Annotated in this window: 21 protein-coding genes and 1 tRNA gene; 9 read left to right on the top strand and 13 right to left on the bottom strand. The window is 70.5% G+C overall.

All coding sequences use genetic code 11. The features are described 5' to 3' along the window. Window positions 1–63: 63 nt before the first annotated feature. Together AC2D9U_RS07450 and motA are read left to right on the top strand one after the other, a co-directional pair. Window positions 64–1,107, top strand: coding sequence for a flagellar motor protein MotB (locus AC2D9U_RS07450; RefSeq protein ID WP_484747771.1), 1,044 nt, complete (start codon window positions 64–66; stop codon window positions 1,105–1,107). Continuing rightward, window positions 1,104–1,967, top strand: a complete 864-nt coding sequence (gene motA / locus AC2D9U_RS07445) for a flagellar motor stator protein MotA (RefSeq protein WP_484747769.1) — start codon at window positions 1,104–1,106, stop codon at window positions 1,965–1,967. Before AC2D9U_RS07450 ends, motA begins: the two co-directional genes overlap by 4 nt. Here motA and AC2D9U_RS07440 read toward each other — a convergent pair. Next, window positions 1,964–2,218 (bottom strand): DUF6522 family protein, encoded by a 255-nt coding sequence (locus AC2D9U_RS07440; RefSeq protein ID WP_484747767.1) that lies wholly within the window; start codon window positions 2,216–2,218, stop codon window positions 1,964–1,966. The genes motA and AC2D9U_RS07440 overlap by 4 nt on opposite strands. Window positions 2,219–2,414: 196 nt before the next feature. Between AC2D9U_RS07440 and AC2D9U_RS07435 the strand changes: the two genes are divergently transcribed. After that, a complete protein-coding gene (locus AC2D9U_RS07435) occupies window positions 2,415–2,852 on the top strand; it encodes a PaaI family thioesterase (protein WP_484747766.1) in 438 nt (145 codons plus the stop codon). Here the strand turns inward: AC2D9U_RS07435 and AC2D9U_RS07430 are convergent. The 7 genes from AC2D9U_RS07430 to AC2D9U_RS07400 form a co-directional block, all read right to left on the bottom strand. Next, complete coding sequence (locus AC2D9U_RS07430) at window positions 2,836–3,381, bottom strand: NUDIX domain-containing protein (protein ID WP_484747764.1); 546 nt, start codon at window positions 3,379–3,381, stop codon at window positions 2,836–2,838. The two genes, AC2D9U_RS07435 and AC2D9U_RS07430, sit on opposite strands and share 17 nt — an antisense overlap. 2 nt (window positions 3,382–3,383) lie before the next feature. Next, window positions 3,384–3,848, bottom strand: coding sequence for a cupin domain-containing protein (locus AC2D9U_RS07425; RefSeq protein ID WP_484747762.1), 465 nt, complete (start codon window positions 3,846–3,848; stop codon window positions 3,384–3,386). A 67-nt stretch (window positions 3,849–3,915) separates the two neighbouring features. Beyond that, a complete protein-coding gene (locus tag AC2D9U_RS07420; protein ID WP_484747761.1) occupies window positions 3,916–4,536 on the bottom strand; it encodes an FMN-binding negative transcriptional regulator in 621 nt (206 codons plus the stop codon). A gap of 283 nt (window positions 4,537–4,819) precedes the next feature. After that, window positions 4,820–5,695, bottom strand: coding sequence for a DMT family transporter (locus AC2D9U_RS07415; protein ID WP_484747760.1), 876 nt, complete (start codon window positions 5,693–5,695; stop codon window positions 4,820–4,822). Window position 5,696: 1 nt separating this feature from the next. Continuing rightward, window positions 5,697–6,539, bottom strand: coding sequence for a bifunctional methylenetetrahydrofolate dehydrogenase/methenyltetrahydrofolate cyclohydrolase FolD (folD, locus tag AC2D9U_RS07410; protein ID WP_484747758.1), 843 nt, complete (start codon window positions 6,537–6,539; stop codon window positions 5,697–5,699). Beyond that, the gene (locus AC2D9U_RS07405) at window positions 6,536–6,817 is read right to left on the bottom strand and encodes a DUF167 domain-containing protein (protein ID WP_484747757.1); all 282 of its coding nucleotides are present in this window, start codon (window positions 6,815–6,817) and stop codon (window positions 6,536–6,538) included. Before AC2D9U_RS07405 ends, folD begins: the two co-directional genes overlap by 4 nt. 4 nt (window positions 6,818–6,821) lie before the next feature. Further along, entirely contained in the window at window positions 6,822–7,133 is a 312-nt protein-coding gene (locus tag AC2D9U_RS07400) for a YggT family protein (protein ID WP_484747756.1), read from the bottom strand. Window positions 7,134–7,296: 163 nt separating this feature from the next. Here AC2D9U_RS07400 and AC2D9U_RS07395 point away from each other — a divergent pair. The 4 genes from AC2D9U_RS07395 (at window position 7,297) to AC2D9U_RS07380 (ending at window position 11,322) form a co-directional block, all read left to right on the top strand. Then, window positions 7,297–7,372, top strand: a tRNA-Ala gene (locus AC2D9U_RS07395). A gap of 129 nt (window positions 7,373–7,501) precedes the next feature. Then, window positions 7,502–8,479 (top strand): Bug family tripartite tricarboxylate transporter substrate binding protein, encoded by a 978-nt coding sequence (locus AC2D9U_RS07390; RefSeq protein WP_484747754.1) that lies wholly within the window; start codon window positions 7,502–7,504, stop codon window positions 8,477–8,479. Window positions 8,480–8,488: 9 nt separating this feature from the next. Continuing rightward, window positions 8,489–9,274: an enoyl-CoA hydratase/isomerase family protein gene (locus tag AC2D9U_RS07385; RefSeq protein ID WP_484747753.1), complete on the top strand. Its 786-nt coding sequence runs from the start codon at window positions 8,489–8,491 to the stop codon at window positions 9,272–9,274. Next, window positions 9,271–11,322, top strand: a complete 2,052-nt coding sequence (locus AC2D9U_RS07380; protein WP_484747751.1) for an acetate--CoA ligase family protein — start codon at window positions 9,271–9,273, stop codon at window positions 11,320–11,322. Before AC2D9U_RS07385 ends, AC2D9U_RS07380 begins: the two co-directional genes overlap by 4 nt. A gap of 187 nt (window positions 11,323–11,509) precedes the next feature. Here AC2D9U_RS07380 and AC2D9U_RS07375 read toward each other — a convergent pair whose 3' ends face one another. Genes AC2D9U_RS07375 through AC2D9U_RS07360 form a run of 4 tightly spaced genes read right to left on the bottom strand, consistent with a single transcriptional unit; the run spans window position 11,510 to window position 15,477 of the window. Continuing rightward, on the bottom strand, window positions 11,510–12,265 hold the full coding sequence (locus AC2D9U_RS07375) for a competence/damage-inducible protein A (protein ID WP_484747750.1): 756 nt from the start codon (window positions 12,263–12,265) through the stop codon (window positions 11,510–11,512). Between the two features lie 48 nt (window positions 12,266–12,313). Next, window positions 12,314–13,318, bottom strand: a complete 1,005-nt coding sequence (locus tag AC2D9U_RS07370; RefSeq protein WP_484747749.1) for a GNAT family N-acetyltransferase — start codon at window positions 13,316–13,318, stop codon at window positions 12,314–12,316. Window positions 13,319–13,328: 10 nt separating this feature from the next. Next, complete coding sequence (argJ, locus tag AC2D9U_RS07365) at window positions 13,329–14,567, bottom strand: bifunctional glutamate N-acetyltransferase/amino-acid acetyltransferase ArgJ (RefSeq protein ID WP_484747747.1); 1,239 nt, start codon at window positions 14,565–14,567, stop codon at window positions 13,329–13,331. Window positions 14,568–14,583: 16 nt separating this feature from the next. Then, the gene (locus AC2D9U_RS07360; RefSeq protein ID WP_484747745.1) at window positions 14,584–15,477 is read right to left on the bottom strand and encodes a peptidylprolyl isomerase; all 894 of its coding nucleotides are present in this window, start codon (window positions 15,475–15,477) and stop codon (window positions 14,584–14,586) included. A 175-nt stretch (window positions 15,478–15,652) separates the two neighbouring features. On the opposite strand from AC2D9U_RS07360, the gene secA reads away from it, so the two are divergent. Beyond that, on the top strand, window positions 15,653–18,412 hold the full coding sequence (gene secA, locus AC2D9U_RS07355) for a preprotein translocase subunit SecA (RefSeq protein ID WP_484747744.1): 2,760 nt from the start codon (window positions 15,653–15,655) through the stop codon (window positions 18,410–18,412). A 331-nt stretch (window positions 18,413–18,743) separates the two neighbouring features. On the opposite strand, the gene AC2D9U_RS07350 is transcribed toward secA, so the two are convergent. Next, window positions 18,744–19,343, bottom strand: a complete 600-nt coding sequence (locus AC2D9U_RS07350) for a DUF4412 domain-containing protein (RefSeq protein ID WP_484747743.1) — start codon at window positions 19,341–19,343, stop codon at window positions 18,744–18,746. Window positions 19,344–19,508: 165 nt separating this feature from the next. Here AC2D9U_RS07350 and AC2D9U_RS07345 point away from each other — a divergent pair, with 165 nt between their 5' ends. After that, window positions 19,509–20,873 (top strand): calcium-binding protein, encoded by a 1,365-nt coding sequence (locus AC2D9U_RS07345; RefSeq protein WP_484747741.1) that lies wholly within the window; start codon window positions 19,509–19,511, stop codon window positions 20,871–20,873. Window positions 20,874–20,891 lie beyond the last annotated feature (18 nt).

Raw genomic sequence — 20,891 nt, 5'->3', positions numbered from 1 at the left:
TCGCCTTAACCGCCGCCCGCCATAAGGGCCTGCCGGGATTCGGCGGGAACAGCGCGGGACAGGATGGCAAAAGGCCGCAACGATGGTGCGACCATCGTCATCAAGAAGATCGAGGAAGGCGGGCACGGGCACCATGGCGGCGCCTGGAAGGTGGCCTATGCCGATTTCGTCACCGCGATGATGGCCTTCTTCCTGCTGATGTGGCTGCTCAACGCCACCACCGAGGAACAGCGCCGCGGCATCGCGGATTACTTCGCGCCGACCAATGTCATGGGCCGCAACCAGACCGGCAGCGGCCAGCCCTTCGGCGGGCGCACGCCGCATGAATCCGAACAGATGGCCCAGAATGCCGGGGCCATCCGCATCCAGCGCGGCCCCGTGCCCGTGCTGCCCGATGTGGAGGTCGAGGAAGACGTCCCAACCCCCGCGCGCCCCACGCCGATGCGTGAGGGCCCCGAGGGCGAGGATGAAGACGCCACGCCGCGCCGCGTGCAGGCCGCGCGCGCCGATGCGCCGCCCGGCGACGCTGATCCGCGCCGCCTGGGCGAGGGCACTGAATCCGACCCGCGTCGCCTGACCGATGCCGCGCTGCGCGCCGAACAGGCGCGGCGCGAGCGCGAATCCTTCGAACGCGCGGCCGAGGAGATCCGCCGCATGGTCGCCGCCGACCCCGCGCTGGCCGAGCTCGGCCAGCAGCTGCGCGTGGAGCAGACGCCGGAGGGGCTGCGCATCCAGCTGCTGGATGCCGATCGCCAGCCGATGTTCGCGCTCGGCGGCAGTGCGCCCAATGACCGCGCGCGGCTGCTGGTGGCGCGCGTGGCGCAGGTGGCCGCGCGCCTGCCCAACCCCGTCGCCGTCACCGGGCACACGGACGCTACGCCGTTCCGGGGCGGCACCGAACGCTCGAACTGGGATCTCTCGGCCGAGCGCGCCAACGCCACCCGCCGCCTGCTGACCGAGGCCGGGTTGCCCGAGGCGCGCATCCGCTCCGTGGCCGGCTATGCCGAGCGCGATCCGCTGCTGCCCGAGAATCCCACCGCCGCCGCCAATCGCCGCGTCGCCATCACCCTGCTGCGCGCCACGCCGGAGTCCGCCCCCTCGCCATGACGACGATCGCCGGCTTCATCTTCCTGCTGGTCATGGTGTTCGGCGGCTACGCGATCGCGGGCGGCAAGTTCACCATCATCATCGGCGCGCTGCCCTTCGAGATGATGATGATCGGCGGCGCCGCCATCGGCGCCTTCCTGATGGCCAACTCGATGCACGACGTGAAGCACACGCTTGGCGGCTTCGGGAAGATCATCAAGGGCGGAAAGTACCACAAATCCGACTACATCGAGATGCTCTCGCTGCTGTACTGGTTCGTGCGCCTGGCGCAGACCAAGGGCGCGATGGCGCTCGAACCCCATATCGAGAAGCCGGCCGAGAGCGCGGCCTTCCAGAAATTCCCGAAGATCGCGGCGGACCATCACGCCGTCGCGCTGATCTGCGACTATCTGCGCATGGTCGGCATGAATGCCGACGATCCGCACCAGATCGAGGACACGATGGCGCGGGAACTCAAGAAGATCAAAGAGGAGGAGATGCACCCCTCCCACGCCATGCAGAACCTCGCGGATGCGCTGCCGGCGCTGGGCATCGTCGCCGCCGTGCTGGGCGTGATCAAGACCATGGCCTCGATCGATCAGCCCCCCGCCGTGCTCGGCAAGATGATCGGCGGCGCGCTGGTCGGCACCTTCCTCGGCGTGCTGCTGGCCTATGGGCTGATGGGGCCGATGGCGACACGGCTGAAGGGTGTGGTGGAGGAGGATGCGAAATACATGGAGGTGATCCGCGCCGTGATCGTTGCGCATCTGCACGGCAACGCGCCGCAGGTGGCGGTGGAGACGGGCCGCAAGGTCGCCCCCACACACCATATGCCGAGCTTCCAGGAACTCGAGGAAGCGCTGCAGAATTTGAGCATCTAGCCGCCTGACAGAACCCTGCCCGTGCCCTGCTCCACGATCAGCCGCCTTTCCTTCGCACGGTGACGCAGCGTGAGGCGCAGCGTGCCTGCATCTTCGCCTTCGCCGCGCTCGACCAGCGAATAGACGCGCCCGGCGCGCAGATCCGCCAGGAAGGCCTCCAGCGTCACGCCCAGCAGGGCTGCGGCCTGCGGCGCGCTGAGCGCGGCATCGCCGGCTTCGTCGATCTCGACATGGGTCAACCCATGATTCATTGATCGGAACCTGCGCCCGCCAAAGGCGGGCGAGCGGCCGACTGGCCGCCGCACCCAATGGCGCGTCGCCAAGCCGGCGGATGCCGGCGCCGGCGACTGAGGGCGGATCGGTCACGATCCGCGGGATTTGGTATCAGGGGCGTGGTGTCCATGCGCCACAGTTGACCCTGGGCGCGCCGCGCGGCAACGGGGCGGCATGGAAAACGATCTCGATCCCGGCACCGCCCCCTATCACGACCTGCTCGGCGTCACGCTGGTGGGGTGGGAGGATGGATTTGCCCGACTGTCCTGCATCGCGGGGCCGCAGCACCGCAACCGCTCCGGCATCACCCATGGCGGGCTGATCCTGTCCATGATCGACCAGGCCGCGGGCTATGCCGGGCTGTGGTGCGCGGTGCCGGGCAATGTGCGCCGCGCCGTCACCCTCGACCTCGATTGCCGCTTCACCAGCCAGGTGCGCGAGGGGCGGCTGGTGGCGGAGGCGCGGATCGTCTCGCGCGGCCGCAACATCTATTTCGTGCGCACGGAAGTCTTCGACGAGGCCGGCACGATGGTCGCCTTCGGCGCCTCGACACATCGCTGGCGTTCGGGCAGCGAGACGACGCAAGGCGTGCCGGCTACATCAAGCCTTTGAGTGTCAGCAGCGCCCAGGCGGCAAACGTCGGCGAATCCTTGATCTCGCCCTCACGCAACATGCGTTCCACCTCGGCGCGGGGGAAGCGGCGGCTGACGAGGTCCTGTTCCTCGATCTCCAGCCGCGCCTCGCCTGGCGTCAGCCCGCGCGCGAGGAACACGGTGTAGCCCTGCGTCATCGTCCCCGGGCAGCCATGCAGATGGCCGGCTTCGATCATCTCGGCGGCGGTCAGCCCGGTTTCCTCGCGCAACTCATGCGCGGCAGCCAGGGCCGGGTCCGTGCCAGGCGGGCCCCACATGCCCTGCGGGAACTCCCAGTAGCGCCCGCCGACCGGGTAGCGGAATTGCTGCACGAGATGCAGCGACCCATCCGCCTCCTGCGGCACGACCAGGACGAAATCGGCCTTCTCGATCACGCCATAGATGCCGGTGGAGCCATCGCGCCGCCGCACCTGGTCCTCGCGCACGCGCATCCACTTGTTCTCATAGACCAGGCGGGCCGAGAGCTGGGTGATGTCGGGGCCGTCCAAGCTCAGCGTCCGCTGAAGGGGTTGGGGCCGAGCAGGTCCAGCCCGTAGCGCGCCGCGATCTCCAGGATGCGGCCCATATCGGCCGGGATCTGCAGCCCGGCATCGGCGATCTCGATGAAGAAATGCTCGAAGCCGCCAGGCTGGACGACGCAGAGCATGGTGCCCTCGGTATCGCCGCAATTGACGAAGGAATGCGGCACGCCGCGCGGCAGCAGCGCGGTGTCGCCGGGCCCGGCCTCGAACTCCTGCTCGCCGCAGCGCATCCGGAAGCGGCCGGAGACGACGCGGAACAGCTCTTCTTCATTGTTGTGCATGTGCCAGGGCGGGCCGTCGCCGGGCTGGCGCACATCCTCGAAGGCGCTGAAGCCCGCGCCGGGGCCGTCGGCCGGCATGGTGATGCGCAGCACGCCGCCGAAGAGCGGCAGCAGGCGGGCCTGGGCGAGGGGTGTGAAGCGGGGCTGGGGCACGGCGTGTCTCCGGGGTGGCCCCGAAACGCTATCCGTCTGGTTGTGCCCTGGCCATCCCTGCCCGGCGTCAGGGCTGATCGAGGCCGTTTGCCGCCCGCAGCGCCTCGGCCGCCGCGTGTTCGCCGCGCGCCTCGAGCGCGGCGGCCACGGCGATGCGATCGGCCAGGGGGCGGTTCTGGCTCTGCTTGCGCTTGCCGGTCCAGCGCGTGACGGTGATCTCCACCCCCACCAGGGCGCGGAACATGCCGTCCATGTATTTCTGCGGCTGGCCGTCCATGTCGAAGCCGCCCTCGGGCTCATAGGCGGCGGCCAAGGCGCGCATCTGGGTGGCGATTTCGGCCGGGTCCTCGATCAGCCGCGCATGGCCCTCGGCTTCGACCGCGTCGTAGTTCCAGGTCGGCACGGCCGGCTGCGCGCCATACCAGGCGGTGGAGACATAGGCGTGGCTGCCGCGGAACATCGCCAGCACCGGCGCGCCCGCCCCCTGGAAGGCCTGCCAATGCGTGTTGGCGCGGGCGAGGTGGCAGAGCAGCCGCGCGGGCTGCTCGCCTTGCGGGCGCACCAGGTGGAAGGGCAGGTGGCTCGCCATCAGCGGGTCGGCGCTGATGAGCAGGCCGAAATCATGGCGCTCGACGAAGCTGAAGAGCCAGTCGGGGTTGTCGTCGCGGAAGGCGGGGGGCGTGTACATGGCGATGATCCGGGCAGGCGGCAGGAACGACGCGCCACGGGGCGCGCGGGCGAGGGTCAGAAGGTGGTAGCTCGTCGCCGGAGGATCATGCGGCCACGATGCGGCAAGGCCCGCCTGCCGCACCATTGCAAAAACCGCGGATCACCCCCGTGCGCGCAGGCGCACGAACTATCACCCGTGCGCGCAGGCGCACGAACTATCACCCGTGCGCGCAGGCGCACCAACTATCACTCGTGCGCGCAGGCGCACCAACTATCACCCGTGCGCGCGGGTGCACCAAGCTTCAACCGCGCGATCGCGCATGCACCAGCAGCGCCAGCCCTGTCAGCGTCAGCACCCCGCCCAGGATGTCGCTGAAATACAGCCGCTCGCCGATCAGCGCCCAGCCGAAGACCGCGGCCAGCGGCGGGGCCAGCAATTGCAGCGCCGCCGCGGTCGAGGTCGGCACGCGCTTGAGCATCAGGAAATTCAGCGCATAGGCGCCGATCCCCACCGCCAGCATCGACCAGCCCAGCGCCAGCCCCGTGGGCCAGGACAGCGTGGTGGGCGGCGTGCCCTCCAGCAGCACGGCCAGGACCAGGCAGAGCAGGGCCGAGACGGCCGTCTGCCCCAGGCTCGCCGCCCACATATCCACCCGCCCCTTGGCCGGCGCATAGATCAGCAGCCCCACCGCCTGCGCGGTGGCGGCGGCGATGGCGAAGAGGAAGCCGGTGGCCTCGGCGGCGTCCAGCCCATCCAGCGCCCGCAGGAAGCCCAGCAGCGCGACGCCCGACCAGCCCAGCACCAGCCCCACCCAGGCGAGGCGCGGCAGAGGGCGCTTCAGGAACAGGCTCTCCCCCGCGGCGATCAGCAGCGGCGTGGCCGCGCAGATCAGCGCCACCAGCCCCGAGGGGATGCGCGCCATGGCCAGCCAGGCGAAGGCGAGGTAGCCGCCCATGCCGAACAGCCCGAGCAGCGCCACGCGCCCCGCATCCGGCAGGCTCGGCACCGGCGCGCGCAGCGCCAGCGCGAGGCCCAGCAGCAGCGGCGCGGTGAGGGTGAAGCGGATGGCGAGCGACCACAGCGCCGGCCACTCCTTCACCACGATCCCCGCCACCGTGAAGGCCGAGGCCCAGAGGGCGACGAACAGGCCCGCGATCAGCAGCCCGCCCTTGCCCATTCTACGCGCGCCGGGCGAGCGCTGCGTCCAGCGTGTTCTCGAGCAGGCAGGCGATGGTCATGGGGCCGACCCCGCCGGGCACGGGGGTGATCGCCTCGGCACGTGTCGCGGCCTCGGCGAAGGCGACGTCACCGACGAGGCGCCCATCGGCGAGGCGGTTGATGCCGACATCGATCACCGTGGCCCCTTCCGCCACCCAGTCGCCGCGCACCATCTCCGGCCGTCCGACGGCGGCGACCAGGATCTCGGCGCGGCGGCATTCGGCCGGCAGGTCGCGGGTGCGCGAATGCACGATGGTGACGGTGCAATCCGCCGCCAACAGCAGCTGCGCCATGGGCCGGCCCACGATCTGGCTGCGCCCGAGCACCACCGCCCGCGCCCCCGGCAGGGCGGCGCCGGCGGCGCGCAGCAGATGCATCACCCCCTTCGGCGTGCAGGGCACGAGGCCCGGCAGCCCCGCCGCCAGCCGCCCGGCATTGAGCGGGTGGAAGCCATCCACATCCTTGGCCGGATCGACGGCGGCGATCACCGCCTCGGCATCCAGATGCGCGGGCAGGGGCAGCTGCACCAGGATGCCGTCCACGGCCGGGTCGGCATTCAGCCCGGCCACCACGGCCAGCAGCTCGGCCTGGGTGGTGGCGGCGGGCAGGTGCAGCGTGGCGGAATCGAAGCCCACCTCCTGCGCCGCCTTGTCCTTGTTGCGCACATACACGCCGCTGGCCGGGTCCTCCCCCACCCGGACCACGCGCAGGCCCGGGCGGAAGGAAAGGGCGGCCACGCGGGCCGCGATCTGCGCCCGCAGCCCTGCCGCAACCGCCTTGCCGTCGATGATGCGCGCGCTCATGCCAGAAGCTCTTTCAACCGGTTTTCGAGGCGGGCGGTCTCGCCCGCGATGTGGAACAGCTTGTGCCGCGAGGTCGCGCCCTGGCGCAATTCCACCGCCCGCTTCGGCACGCCGAAGGCCTCAGCCAGGGCGGCGGCCACGGCCTCGGTGGCGCGGCCATCCTCGGGGGCGGTGGTGACGGCGACACGGAGCGCGCCGTCGGTGGCGGCCCCGCCCACCTTGGCGCGGCGCGCCTTGGGCTGGGCACGGACCGCGACCTCGATGCCGCCCCCGGTCACGGGATCAGAAGTAGATGCCCGCCCGCAGCATGTAGCCGCGGATGGCGGCCACCGCGATGCTGACCGCGGTGATCAGCAGCAGCACCACCAGCGGCGAGAGGTCGATGCCGCCCAGTTGCGGCAGGCGGTTGCGCACGGGGCGCAGCATCGGCTCGGTCACGCGGTAGAGGAAATCCGCGATGGTCCAGACGATGCGGTTGCGGCCATCGAGCACGTTGAAGGACATCAGCGTCTGCACGATCGCGGCCAGCAGCACGGCCCACCACAACAGGTCGAGGCCCGCCTGGAGCAGGAAGAACACGGCGTCGAGCAGCATATGGCGAGGCCCCTGGCGTTGTGCGGGGAACCTAGTGGCGCGACAGCGGCGGAACAAGGCGGCAGGCATCGCCGCCGGTTCGGGGGCCGCCTTGACTTGCGCGCCCGGCTTGCACATAACCCGCGCCTCGCAGGTGCCCCAGCGGCATCCTGTGGCGTGGTGCGGGGGTGTAGCTCAGTTGGTAGAGCGCGTCGTTCGCAATGACGAGGTCAGGGGTTCGATTCCCCTCACCTCCACCACCGCGGCCCCCTCCCTTCCCTTCGGTTGCCCTGCCCTGCGCTGACCGCGCGGGCCCCCTGGTCATGCGGGTGCGACCGGGGCAGGAAGATGCGGCAGGCCGGCGCGGACCGGCTTCGAGGAGGACACCGATGAAGCGACGCCATGCGCTGGCCCTGGCGGGCCTGTTGCCCATCCCCGGCATCCTGCGTGCCCAGACCGCGGATTTCCCCACCCGCCCGCTGCGCCTGGTCATTCCCTTCACGCCCGGCGGCAGCAACGACATCGTCGGCCGCATGCTGGCCGAGGCACTCTCGGCGCGTCTGGGCCAGCCTGTGGCGGTGGAGAATCGCGGTGGCGCGGGCGGCGTGCTCGGCAATGACGCTGTGGCCAAGGCCGCGCCGGATGGCCACACGCTGCTGCTCGCGGGCAGCGGCAGCTTCGTGATCTCCTCCCTGGTGCAGCCGCGCCTGCCCTATGATCCGGTGCGGGACTTCGCCCCGGTCGGCTATATCGGCGCGGCGCCGAACGTCATCACCGTGAACCCGCGCGTGGCGGCCCGCACCCTGGCCGAGCTGCAGACGGTCGCGCGCGCCGCGCCGACGCCGCTGCGCTTCGGCTCGCCGGGCGTGGGCACCAATGGCCATGCGCTCGGCGCCATGATCGGCGTGGTGCTGGGCGTGGAGCTGGAGGCCGTACACTACCGCGGCACCGGACCTGCACTCGCAGACGTGCTGGCCGGGCGGATCGAGATCCTGACCAATGCCTCCGCGCCGCTGCAGCCGCATATCGCCGCCGGCACGCTGCGCGCCCTGGCGGTGGCGGGGCGCACGCGCTCGGCCGCGCTGCCCGACCTGCCGACCAGCGTGGAGCAGGGCTTCCCCGAGCTCGATTCCGCCACCTGGTATGCGCTGCTCGCCACCGGCGGCACGCCGCCCGAGCGCACCGCGGTGCTGCATCGCGCGCTGAACGAGGTGCTCGCCCAGCCCGAGATCCGCCGCCGCCTGATCGAGAACGGCGTGGATGAGATCGCCCCCAGCGCCAGCCCCGCCGACCTCGCCACACTGATGGCCGAGGACCGGCAGCGCTGGCAGCGCGTGGTGGATCGCGCCCGGCTGCGCGTCGAATAGGGGGCCAAGATGACCGAGACCGAATCCGTCCTGCTGACGGTGGAGCAGGGCGTGGCGCTGCTGCGCCTCAACCGGCCCGAGCGCCGCAACGCCATCGACGATTCGACGCGCGGGCTGATGATCGCGGCCCTCGAACAGGCGGCAGCGGACCCGGCCGTGCGCGCGCTGGTCGTCACCGGCACGGGCAGCGCCTTCTGCGCGGGCGGGGATGTGCGCGGCATGAAGGCGCGGCTGGAGGCCCCGCCCGAGCAGGTCGCCTTCAATGGCTGGCGGCGCCAGGGCAGCACGCATCGCGCCGTGGCCCTGCTGCACAATTTCCCCAAGCCCAGCATCGCGGCGGTGAATGGCGCGGCGGCCGGGCTGGGCTGCGATGTGGCCCTCGCCTGCGATTTCGTGATGGCGGCGGAGAGTGCGCATTTCACCATGAGCTTCCTCGCGCGCGGGCTGATCCCCGATGGCGGCGGCATGTATTTCCTGCCCCGCCGCGTGGGCCTCGCGCGGGCGAAGGAGCTGGTCTTCACCGGCCGCCGCGTGATGGCGGATGAGGCGCTGGCGATCAGCATGATCGAGCGCGTGGTGCCGGATGCCGAGCTTCTCACGGCGGCAAGCGACTGGGCGCGCGAGCTCTCCGCGCATTCCGCCTCGGCGCTGGCGCTGGCGAAGTCCGTGATGGACCGTTCGCTGGAGATGAGCTTCGAGCAGGTGCTGGCCGAGGGCGCGAAGGCGCAGGCCATCTGCTACACCACGGGCGAGCACCGTGCCTCGGTCGCGGCCTTCCTGGCGAAGTCGAAGTGAGCGCGCTTGAGCGGCTGCTAAGGCCGGCGAGCGTCGCCATTGTCGGCGCTTCCGCCGACCCCACCAAGATGACGGGCCGGCCCGTGGGCTATCTGCGCACGCATGGCTATGGCGGCGCGATCTGGCCGGTGAATCCGCGCGTGGCCGAGATTGCCGGCCTGCCCTGCTACCCCGATGTCGCGGCCCTGCCCGGCGCGCCCGATGTCGGCATCGTGCTGCTGGGGCCGGAGCGCGCGACCCAGGCGGTGGCCGATCTCGCGGCGCGCGGCTGCGGGGCGGCCATCGTGCTCGCCGGCGGCTATGCCGAGGGGGGCGCGGAGGGTGCCAATCGCCAGGCGGCGCTGCGCGCGGCGGCGGGGCCGATGCGCCTGCTCGGGCCCAACACCATCGGCCTGGTGAACCTCGCCGACCGCATCGTGCTGAGCGCCACCGGCGCGCTGGAGATGGAGGGGCTGAACGCGGGCAGCGTCTCGCTCGTGTCGCAATCGGGCGGGATCCTGGGGGCGATGCTCTCGCGCGGCGCGGCGGCGGGCATCGGCTTCGCGCGGCTGATCGCCACCGGCAATGAAGCGGATCTCGACGTCGCCGACTTCGTCGATCTGCTCGCGGAAGATGACGCCACGCGCGTGATCGCGCTCTATGTCGAGGGGCTGCGCCGGCCGGAGGCCTTCCGCGCCGCCGCGCTCAAGGCGCGCGATGCGGGCAAGCCGATCGTCGCCTTCAAGGTCGGCCGGTCCGAGGCCGGCGCGCAGGCGGCGATCAGCCATACGGGCGCGCTCTCCGGCGCCGACCGGCTCTATGACGCGCTGTTCCGCCAGCTTGGCGTGATCCGCGCGGAACGGTTTTCCGACCTGCTCGACATTCCGGCCGCGCTCGCCACCGGGCGGCGTCTGGCGGGGCGGCGCGTGGCGGTGCTGACCTCGACCGGCGGGGCGGGCGCGCTGCTGGCGGACAGTTTCGGCCTCTCCGGCTTCGACCTGCCGGCGCCGGACGCGCCGACCGCGCAACGATTGGCCGCGCTGACGGGCGAGGCGGCGGTGGCCAACCCGCTCGACCTCACCCTGGCGGGGCTCAAGCCCGAGGTGATGCAGGGCGCCATCGCCGCGCTGCTGGACAGCCCGGGCTATGATGGCCTGGCGGTGGTGGTGGGCAGTTCCGCCCTGGCGCAGCCGCGCCTCGTGGCCGATGCCATCGCCGCCTGCCAGGCGGGCAGCGCCAAGCCCGTGCTGGCCTATCTGAGCCCGCATGCGCCGGCCATCGGCGCCGCCCTGCAGCGCCAGGGCATCCCGGCCGTGACGGCGCCGGAGGCCGCGGCATCGGTGTTCGGCGCCCTCGCCGCGCCGGCTGTGCCGGGCCTTGTGCCGCCGGCCCCGCGCCCGCTGCCGGAAGGGCTGCGCAGCGGCCAGTTTGATGAGGCGGAGAGCAAGGCGCTCTTCGCCCGTTTCGGCATCGATGCGGTGCGCGAGCAGGCCTGCGCCACGCCGGCCGAGGCGGCCGCGGCCGCGCAGGCGATGGGGGGGCGCGTGGCGCTGAAGGCGCTCTCGCGCCATCTCGCGCACAAGAGCGATGTGGGCGGCGTGCGGCTGAACCTGGCGCCGGAGCAGGTGCGCGCGGCGGGCGAGGCGATCATCGCCGGCGTCGCCGCCGCCACCGGCAGCGCGCCGGAGGGGCTGCTGGTGCAGGAGATGGCCTCGGGCGTGGAGGTGATTCTCGGCCTGACGCGCGATCCGCATCTCGGCACGGCGATCCTGCTCGGCATGGGCGGCGTGGCGGCGGAGTTGTTCGGCGACACGGCGCTGCGCCTGCTGCCGATCGATCGCGCCACGGCGCAGGGCATGGTGGCGGAATTGCGCGGCGCGGCCCTGCTGCGCGGCTTCCGCGGCCGCGCGCCGGCCGATGAGGCCGCCCTTGTGCAAGCCGTGCTGGACATGGCCGCGCTGGGCGAGGCCCTCGGCCCGCGCCTCGTCACCGCCGAGATCAATCCGCTGTTCGTGCGCGACGCCGGTGAGGGTGTGCGCGCGGCGGATGGGTTGGTGGTCTTGGCATGACCGAAAAAACGGCCGCCACAGGCGGCCCGCGCACAGAGTAACTTCCTCATCTGCGCCCCAGCGCGTCACGCCGGAGGCGTGACTTCGGCACGACGGCGCGCAAGCCAAGCGGCCGGATGGCCGCGCCCGGCGTTCGAGGGCAAAAAAATCAGCAATTCAAAAGAGCCGCCGTAGGCGGCCGTTTGAATTACTGCGGCGGCTCGCCCGGTATTGGCTGGCTGCCGATGGCGCGCAGCAGCATCGTGATGGCGTGCGCGGCCTCGACCACTGCGGCCTCGTCCTGGCCCTTCGCCACCAGCGCCACGCCGCCGCCGCCCATGCGGTAATAGGGGTAGCTGCCGATATCGAGCTCGGGCCAGCGCGCCTGGATGGCCTCCAGCCCCTCGGCGATGCGCCCTTCCATCACGCCATCGGCATGCACGGTGCGCGACGCCACGGGCGGGCCGCCCTGCAGACGGGGCGCGAGGGATTCGAACATCGCCTGCATGATGCGCGGCACGCCCGCCAGCACATGCACATTGCCGATCGTGTAGCCCGGCGCGATGGAGATGGCGTTGTCGATCAGCTTCGCCCCGCGCGGCATGGTCGCCATGCGCTGGCGCGCCGCGTTGAACTCGCCGGGCTTGTAGTGGCGTTCGAGCCGCGCCCAGGCCTCGGGCTCGGGCTCCCAGGGCACGCCGAAGGCGGCGGCGACGCATTCGGAGGTGATGTCGTCATGCGTCGGGCCGATGCCGCCCGTGGTGAAGACATGGTCGAATTTTTGCCGGACTTCGTTGAGCGTTCCGATGATGGTCGCGCGCACATCCGGGATGACGCGCACTTCGCGCAGCGGGATGCCGATCTCGCCGAGCCGCGTGGCGAGGAACTTGATGTTGGCATCCTGGGTGCGGCCGGAGAGCACTTCGTTGCCGATGACGAGCAGGCAGGCGGTGGGGTTGGTCATGCGGTGCGTCCCGTGGATCGGCGTGCGGCGCCGATTCGCACCCAGACGCTACAGAAAATCCCGCAGCAGTGCGACCAGCGGCTTGTCGGCGTCGGGCATGGCGTAGTCGGCCAGCTTCTGCGGCTTCACCCAGGCCAGGGCCTGGCCCTCCTGGGCCGTCACGCGCCCTTCCCAGCGGCGGCAGAGGTAGAGCGGCATCAGCAGGTGGAACCCCTCATAGCCATGGCTGGCGAAGGCGAAGGGGGCGAGGCAGCTTGCCGCCACGTCGATCCCCAGTTCCTCCTTCAATTCGCGGATCAGCGCGGCCTCGGGCGTTTCCCCGGCATGGACCTTGCCGCCGGGGAATTCCCACAGCCCGGCCATCGCCTTGCCCTCGGGCCGGCGGGCGAGCAGCACGCGGCCATCGGGGTCGATCAGCCCGACGGCGGCGACCAGCACGATCTTCTTCGCCGTGTCCTCGGCCAGCGCCAAGGCTGGCTTGGCGGCTTCGGGCGCGTCCTGCGCCACATCGGCGCGCGTCATCTCGAACCAGCGCACCGGCATCGCCCCGCCGCGCGAGACGGAATCGCGCAGCCCCGTGCCGGTCTCGCGGAAGCCGATGCGGCGCAGCACGGCCTGGCTGCGCGCATTCTCCTCCAGCGCCGAGGCCACCAGCCGGTCCACGGCGAGGTTGGCGAGACCCCATCGCGCCAGCCGCGCCGCCGCCTCGGGCCCCACGCCATGGCCCCAGAAGCGCCTGCCGACCCAGTAGCCGAGCTCGGCACTGCGCGCCTCGGCATCCAGGCGCAGCCCGACGCAGCCGACCAGCACCTCGCGCCCCGCCTCATCGCCCACGATGGCGACGTGGTAGGCGGTGCCGGCCGCGATCTGCCGCGCGGTGGAGGTGATCCACTCATCCGCGAGGTCGCGCGGATAGGGGAAGGGCACGGTGGCCAGCGACTTCGCCACCTCCCAGTCATTCACCAGGCGATGGAGTTCGGCGGCATCCTCCGCCTGCAGCGGGCGCAGCCGCAGCCGCTCGGTGATGAGCGGTGCGAAGCTCCGCGGGTTCATGGGCGTCGGGTCACGAACGGTAGCTGCCGTTGATGTCGATGTAGCCGTGGGTGAGATCGCAGGTCCAGGCCGTGGCCTTGCCCCGGCCGAGCCCGATATCGACCTCGATCAGGATCTCGCGGCCCTTCATGTGGGCGACGACGGGCGTCTCGTCATAGCCCGGCACCACGCCGCCCTCGCGCGCCATCCAGGTGCCGCCCACGGCGACCGAGAGACGATCGCGGTCCGCGGGCTCACCCGCCTTGCCGACCGCCATGACGATGCGGCCCCAATTCGCGTCCTCGCCGGCGATCGCGGTCTTCACCAGCGGCGAATTGGCGATGGACATGGCGATCCGGTGCGCGGACTTGCCGCTGACCGCGCCGGTCACGTCGATGCGGATCAGCTTCTGCGCGCCCTCGCCATCGCGCGCCACCATCAGGGCGAGGTCCATCAGCACCTCATGCACCGCGCGGGCGAAATCCTTGAGCATCGGCCCGCCCTCGGCCGGCACGCGCTTGTGCTTCGCGGCCCCCGTGGCGAAGAACAGCACGGTGTCGGAGGTCGAGGTGTCGGAATCCACCGTCACGCAGTTGAAGGATTTGTCCGAGCCCTTGCGGAGAATGGCCTGCAGCGCGGCCGCCGGCACCTTCGCGTCGGTGGCGAGGAAGCAGAGCATCGTCGCCATGTCGGGCGCGATCATCCCGCTGCCCTTGGCGATGCCGTTCACCGTCACCGTCGTGTCGCCGATCTTCGCGGTGCGCGTCGAGGCCTTGGGGAAGGTGTCGGTGGTCATGATGGCGCGCGAGGCGGCCTCCCACCCCGCATCCACCAGCTTGCCGAAGAGCGGCGGCAGCGCGGCGGTGAGCTTGGCGGTGGGCAGGCGTTCCCCGATCACGCCGGTCGAGGCGAGGAAGACCTCACGCGGCTTGCAGCCGGCGAGCTCGGCCATGGCGGCGGCGGTGGCGGCACAGGTGTCGCGCCCGGCCTTGCCGGTGAAGACGTTGGAATTGCCGGCCGTGACGACCAAGGCGCGCGCCTTGCCGCCCTTCAGCGCATCCCGGCACCAATCCACCGGCGCGCCGGGGCATTTGTTCTTGGTGAAGACCCCCGCCACGGTGGTGCCCGCGGGGAAGAGCATCATGGTCACGTCCTCCCGCGCCACGTAGCGGATGCCGGCCTGGGCCGAGCCGAGGCTGACGCCCGCAATGGCCGGCATGGCCGGCAGCGGCAGCGCGAGGGGCGAGACGGGAAGATCCTTGCCAGCCATCTTGGTCGGTCCTGGTTCAGCGGCGGGGTTGGGCAGGTGCCGGGGGGGCGGCGCCATCCAGCAGCGAGGGCGCGGCCGGGCGCGAGCCATCGAGGTTGAAGCGCTCGATCCGCGCGGCGGCGCGGATGCGCTCGACCTCGGCGTTCACGGCTTCCTCGAAGGCGGTCTGGCGCAGCGCCTCCTTCGCTTCCTCGAAGCCGGGCGCGGGGGCGGCGCGGCGCTCGGTGACGCGGATGATGTGCCAGCCGAACTGGGTGCGCACCGGGTTGGGGCTGATCTCGCCGGGCTGCAGCGCGAAGGCGGCCTCGGCGAATTCCGGGATCATGTCGCCGCGCTTGAAGAAGCCGAGGTCGCCCCCTTCGCGGGAGCCGGGACCGGTGGAGCGCGCCCGGGCGACGGCGGCGAAATCGGCGCCGGGGCGGCGGGCATCAGCCAGGGCGGCGCGGGCCTCGGCCTCGGTCGGCACCAGGATGTGGCTGGCGCGCACCTCCTCCTCCACCGGGCGGGCGGCGGCCTCACGCGCGAAGCGGGCGCGCAGGGCCTCCTCCGTCACCTGCGGCGCCACGGCGCGGGTGATGAGGATCTGCTGCAGCGTCTCCTCCTCCGCGCGCTTGATGCGGGAAATCACCTCGGCATCGCGCTCCAGCCCGGCGGCGCGGGCGGCGGTGACGATGGCGCGCTGGGTGATCATCTGGTCGAGCAGCAGCGGGAACAGCATGGGCGGCGGCATGGCGCGCAGCTCGGCCGGCAGGCGCCCCGCTTCCTCCTGCACGTCGGAGAGGCGGATCTCGGTGCCGTCCACCCGCGCCACCACGGGATTGTCCGCCGGCGGGCTGGCGGGCGGGGTCTGGGCCATGGCGGGGCCGGCCGAAAGCAGAAGGGCGGCGAGCAGGCGGGCCGGTCGGCGCATGGGGGGTCTCCTTGACGGGCCGGAACATGGCTGAAGCCTCCGGGGGCGGCAAGGCGGGGTCGCGTTGACCTTGGGGGGGCGGCGCCCTATTTCTGCCCGGCTTTGCGCCGGGGTGATCTTCGGCCGGCGGGCGAATTGCTGCCGGCCCGGCGCGGGCCGGAGAAGACTCGCAAACATGTTCCAACGCCTCGTCCGCGCCTTTCTCGGCACCTCGAACGACCGTGCGCTCAAGCGCTACCAGGCGCGGGTGCCGGCGATCAACGCGCTTGAGCCGCGCCTGAGCGCGATGTCCGACGCCGAGCTGCAGGGCCAGACCGCCGCGCTCCGCGCCCAGCTTGCCGCCGGCAAGACGCTCGACGACCTGCTGCCCGAGGCCTTCGCCACGGTGCGCGAGGCCGCGAAGCGCGTGCTCGGCCTGCGCCATTTCGACGTGCAGATGATCGGCGGCATGGTGCTGCACGATGGCCGCATCGCCGAGATGAAGACCGGCGAGGGCAAGACGCTGGTCGCGACCCTGCCGGTCTACCTCAACGCGCTGCCCGGCAAGGGCGTGCATGTGGTGACGGTGAACGACTACCTGGCCAGGCGCGACAGCGAGTGGATGGGCCGGGTCTATGGCTTCCTGGGGCTGACCACCGGCGTGATCGTGCATGGGCTGACCGATGAGGAACGCCGCGCCGCCTACAACGCGGACGTCACCTACGGCACCAACAACGAGTTCGGCTTCGACTACCTGCGCGACAACATGAAGTACCGGCTGGAGGAGATGGTCCAGCGCGATTTCGCCTACGCAATCGTGGACGAGGTGGACTCGATCCTGGTGGATGAGGCGCGCACGCCCCTCATCATCTCCGGCCCCTCCGACGACAGTTCCGAGCTCTACAACCGCGTCGACGCGGTGATGAAGGAGCTGGTGAAGGACAAGTCGATCTACGAGAAGGACGAGAAGTTCAAGACGGTGCACCTGAACGAGCAGGGCACCGAGGCGCTGGAACAGGCGCTGACCGCCGCCGGGCTGCTGACCGAGGGTGGGCTCTATGACAGCGTCAACGTCTCCCTCGTGCATCACGCCAACCAGGCGCTGCGCGCGCATACGCTGTTCACGCGCGATGTGGACTACATCGTCAAGAAGGTGACCGAATACGGCCAGACCCAGGACAAGGTCATCATCATCGACGAATTCACCGGCCGCATGATGGAAGGCCGGCGCTATTCCGAGGGGCTGCACCAGGCGCTGGAGGCCAAGGAAGGCGTGCCGGTGCAGCCGGAGAACCAGACCCTCGCCTCCATCACCTTCCAGAACTATTTCCGCCTCTACCCGAAGCTGTCGGGCATGACCGGCACGGCCTCGACCGAGGCCGACGAATTCGCCGAGATCTACAAGCTCGAGGTCGTCGAGATCCCGACCAACGTGCCGGTGGCGCGCATCGATGCCGATGACGAGGTCTACAAGACGGCACGCGAGAAATACGACGCGGTGGCGAACCTGATCGCCGAGGCGCGCGATCGTGGCCAGCCGATCCTGGTCGGCACGACCAGCATCGAGAAGAGCGAGCTGATCTCGGGCATCCTCAAGCAGAAGAAGATCCCGCACCAGGTGCTCAACGCGCGCTATCATGAGCAGGAGGCCGGCATCGTCGCCCAGGCCGGCCGGCCCGGCGCGGTGACCATCGCCACCAACATGGCCGGCCGCGGCACGGACATCCAGCTCGGCGGGAATGCCGACATGCTGGCCAAGGCGGAGGTCGGCAACAGCGACAGCCCCGAATACGAAGCCGCCCTCGCCCGCCACCGGGCGGAGGTCGAGGCGGTGCGCCCCGCCGTGAAGGCGGCCGGCGGCCTGCTCGTGATCGGCACCGAGCGGCATGAGAGCCGGCGCATCGACAACCAGCTGCGCGGCCGCTCCGGCCGCCAGGGCGACCCGGGGGCGAGCCGCTTCTTCCTCTCCCTCGAGGACGACCTGATGCGGATCTTCGGCTCCGACCGCATGGCGGGGATGCTGGAGAAGCTCGGCCTGAAGGAAGGCGAGGCGATCGTCCATTCCTGGATCAACAAGGCGCTGGAGAAGGCGCAGAAGAAGGTCGAGGCGCGGAACTTCGACACGCGCAAGAACCTGCTGAAATACGACGACGTCATGAACAACCAGCGCCGCGAGGTCTATGCGCAGCGCAAGGCCTACATGACGGCGACCGACGTGGCCGAGACCGTGGCCGAGATGCGCCGCGAGACCATCGGCAACCTCGTCGACCGGGCGATCCCGGAGAACGCCTATCCCGAGCAATGGGACCTCACCGGGCTCGAGACCAAGGTGCGCGAGGTCCTCGGCCTGGAACTGCCCGTCGCCGATTGGGCGCGCGAGGAAGGCATCGACGAGACGCAGGTGCGCGAGCGGCTGGAGAAGGCGGCGAACGAGGCCTATGCGGCGCGCGTCGCCAATATCGGTGCCGATCTGATGCGCATCGTCGAGAAGTCGCTGCTGCTGCAGATCTTCGACGCGGTGTGGAAGGAACACCTGCTCTCGCTCGACCATCTGCGCCAGGGCATCGGCCTGCGCGCCTATGGCCAGCGCGACCCGCTGAACGAGTACAAGAGCGAGGCCTTCAACCTGTTCAACGCGATGCTCGAGGATCTGCGCGAGCGGACGACGAGCGTGCTGATGCGCATCGACATCCGCCCCGACGCGCCGCCGCCGATGCCCGAGCCGGTGCAGGTGATGGACATGCGCCACGATGCGCCGGTGTCGGAGCTGGAATACGCCGATGGCGCGCCGCCGCCGGTGCCGGCCTATGGCTCGGCGACGGCGGGGGCGCGCGCCCCCGTGGTCGCCGCGGCGATCGACCCGAACGACCCCACCACCTGGGCCGCCACGCCGCGCAACGCGCCCTGCCCGTGTGGCTCGGGGAAGAAGTACAAGCACTGCCACGGCAAAGGCTGAGTCCGAAGCCGCGAGGCAGGTGGTGCGGGTGGAAGCGGTGCCGGTCTGAGCGCGTGAGCTGCGGCAGGTCGGCACCCGAAATCTGCCGACGGCATCTGACGACCGTCTTGGGGTTCACACGGTAGCGGCGCGCCCACTTCCTCGGCTTCGCGGGACCGGGTTGGATCGTGCGCCGGACCACCTCCGCCCTGGTGGCGCAGCCGTGGAAACCCTGGCCCAGCGTGCGTCCTTCCATGCCTGGGAAAGGACGGCACCGCCAAACACCGGGATCGAACACCTATAGACAACAGGCTCTGGAGCACGAGATCCGTCCAACAGGACGGACCGTGCTCTACCGTGCTGGGCGCTGGCCCGGCATCGCGCTGCCGCCCTGGCCGGGCATCTGCATGCTCTGGAAGCCCTGCGGGCGTTGGAAGCGGGCCGGATCCTGCGCGCCGAAGGTCACCTGCGTGGCCTCCATGCTGCCGGACTGGCCCTGGCTGTTGCCCTGGGCGCGCAGCATCACGCCATCATTCGTCACGCAGGCGGTGCCGCTGTTGCCGCGATCCTGGAAGGCCCAGACGGTGCAGGGCAGGCCGGCGACCGTGTCGGTGCCGGTGCGGCGAAAGCTGGCATTGGCCGAGGGGCCGTGCTGCTGCATGGCCTGCTCCATCGGGATGTCCATGATCATGCGCGCGGATTCCATCACCATGAAGCCGCGCTGGGCGCGATGGTCGGCGACCATGTAGCCCATCGCACCCATGTCCATGCGCATGGTCTGCGCGTTCGCGAGCCAGGACATGGTCATGGTCGGCATGCCGGTCTGGGCCTGCGGCCCGGTGAAGCGATAGGTGATGGCGACGTCGCGCGTGGGAAACAGCGGCGGCTTGTCCTGCGCCTGCGCAGGCAGCGTGGCCATGGCGAGCATCGCGATGAGGACGGAGCGGCGCATGGCGGGTTTCCTTTCCGTGCGTGGTGGCGCGAGCCTCTGCCCGGCTGTGCCGCGGGTCAAGAAGCGTTACGTCTGCGGCGCTGATCCCGGCGCGCGCCGTCTTGCTCGAATCCGTAACGATGGTTAACGCGAGGCGGTTCAGTTCCACCTGGGAGAGCGCGACTCATGGCGACCATCATCGGCACATCGGGAGCCGACACCATCAGCCCGGACTTCGTCTCCGCGGGCATCATCGGCGCGCCGGGCGTGGGGGCTGACCTGATCTTCGATGATCCGCGTGCCAGCGCGACGTTGGCGGCGCCGATCCTGGTCGCGGATCTGCTCGCGGGTGGTGACGGCGCGGACACGCTGGTCGCGAGTGGTGGGGCGGATACGCTGCTGGGGGGGGCGGGGAATGACCTCCTGATCGCCATCGGTACTCCCGCGGCTCTGGATGGTGGCGCAGGTCAGGACATCCTGCAGTTCCGCGTGGCGGCGCCGACATGGTCCGAATTCGGCATCACCATCAACCTTGATGCCCTCTCCAGCATTACGGGGATCGAGGTGGTCCGCGGCACGCCGGGACGCGACTTCATCTCCGGCGCCTCTGGCGTGGCGATGCGCATCGAAAGCGGCGAGGAGCCTAGCACCGCCCTCCCGTATATCGGCGATACCCTGGTCGGCGGGGACCTGGCTGACACGCTGATCGGCGGCGGCGGGTCCGATGTCCTGCGCGGTGGCGGGGGCAACGATGTCATCGATGCAGGTGGGGGTGATAGGGATCGGATCGATGGCGGCGCAGGCGACGATACGCTCACCGGCAGCGGTGCCTACCAGGAGATCTATGGCGGCGAGGGCAATGACCGGATCGTCGGCGGCAGGATATGGGACCTGCTGTATGGTGAGGCGGGCAACGACACGATTCGTGGCGGTCGAGAGAACGACGTTTTGTTCGGTGGCGATGGCCATGACATCGTCGATGGTGGCGTCGGCGATGACAGGCTCGATGGTGGCGTAGGGAATGACACGCTGATCGGCGGATTGGGCAGCGACCGGCTGTTCGGGGGCTCGGGCGCGGACCGACTGGACGGTGGCGCCGGCAATGACACGCTTCAGGGTCGCAACGGCAATGACCGGCTCTTTGCTGGCGACGGCGACGATATCCTGGAAGGTGATATCGGCGCGGACATCCTGCGCGGCGGCGCCGGCAGTGACGGGCTTAAGGGCGGCTTCGGCAATGACAGCTTGCATGGGGAGGACGGCGCGGATTTCTTCATCTTCGCAAGTCGCTCCGATGGTGCCGACACCATCTTCGACTGGCGGGACGAAGATCGTTTTGAACTGCGTGAACTGGGCGTCCTCGAGTACATCGGCAGTGCCGCATTCACTGGTTCAGCCTCCGAGCTCCGCCATCAAGGCGCGCACGGCAGGACACTGGTGCAGGTCGATGTCGATGGCGACATGGTCAGTGATCTCGTCATCACCATCGCGGGCAGCGTCACGCTCTCACGTGCCCACTTCATCATCACCGATGATGTGCAGATATTTTGATTTCTCGCCTCGCCAGGG

This window comes from Roseomonas sp. TF40, assembly GCF_057219975.1.
The sequence above is the reverse complement of the archived record's forward strand: the minus strand, read 5'-3'. Positions and strand labels throughout refer to the sequence as shown.

Bases quoted from the DNA above. Each gene is read 5' to 3' on its own strand.
- AC2D9U_RS07415 (WP_484747760.1), bottom strand. From the start codon at position 5,695: ATGGGCAAGGGCGGGCTGCTGATCGCGGGCCTGTTCGTCGCCCTCTGG.
- AC2D9U_RS07420 (WP_484747761.1), bottom strand. From the start codon at position 4,536: ATGTACACGCCCCCCGCCTTCCGCGACGACAACCCCGACTGGCTCTTC.
- AC2D9U_RS07450 (WP_484747771.1), top strand. From the start codon at position 64: ATGGCAAAAGGCCGCAACGATGGTGCGACCATCGTCATCAAGAAGATC.
- AC2D9U_RS07350 (WP_484747743.1), bottom strand. From the start codon at position 19,343: ATGCGCCGCTCCGTCCTCATCGCGATGCTCGCCATGGCCACGCTGCCT.
- AC2D9U_RS07390 (WP_484747754.1), top strand. From the start codon at position 7,502: ATGAAGCGACGCCATGCGCTGGCCCTGGCGGGCCTGTTGCCCATCCCC.
- secA (WP_484747744.1), top strand. From the start codon at position 15,653: ATGTTCCAACGCCTCGTCCGCGCCTTTCTCGGCACCTCGAACGACCGT.
- AC2D9U_RS07345 (WP_484747741.1), top strand. From the start codon at position 19,509: ATGGCGACCATCATCGGCACATCGGGAGCCGACACCATCAGCCCGGAC.
- AC2D9U_RS07375 (WP_484747750.1), bottom strand. From the start codon at position 12,265: ATGACCAACCCCACCGCCTGCCTGCTCGTCATCGGCAACGAAGTGCTC.
- folD (WP_484747758.1), bottom strand. From the start codon at position 6,539: ATGAGCGCGCGCATCATCGACGGCAAGGCGGTTGCGGCAGGGCTGCGG.
- AC2D9U_RS07385 (WP_484747753.1), top strand. From the start codon at position 8,489: ATGACCGAGACCGAATCCGTCCTGCTGACGGTGGAGCAGGGCGTGGCG.
- AC2D9U_RS07400 (WP_484747756.1), bottom strand. From the start codon at position 7,133: ATGCTGCTCGACGCCGTGTTCTTCCTGCTCCAGGCGGGCCTCGACCTG.
- argJ (WP_484747747.1), bottom strand. From the start codon at position 14,567: ATGGCTGGCAAGGATCTTCCCGTCTCGCCCCTCGCGCTGCCGCTGCCG.
- AC2D9U_RS07440 (WP_484747767.1), bottom strand. From the start codon at position 2,218: ATGAATCATGGGTTGACCCATGTCGAGATCGACGAAGCCGGCGATGCC.
- AC2D9U_RS07435 (WP_484747766.1), top strand. From the start codon at position 2,415: ATGGAAAACGATCTCGATCCCGGCACCGCCCCCTATCACGACCTGCTC.
- AC2D9U_RS07360 (WP_484747745.1), bottom strand. From the start codon at position 15,477: ATGCGCCGACCGGCCCGCCTGCTCGCCGCCCTTCTGCTTTCGGCCGGC.
- motA (WP_484747769.1), top strand. From the start codon at position 1,104: ATGACGACGATCGCCGGCTTCATCTTCCTGCTGGTCATGGTGTTCGGC.
- AC2D9U_RS07370 (WP_484747749.1), bottom strand. From the start codon at position 13,318: ATGAACCCGCGGAGCTTCGCACCGCTCATCACCGAGCGGCTGCGGCTG.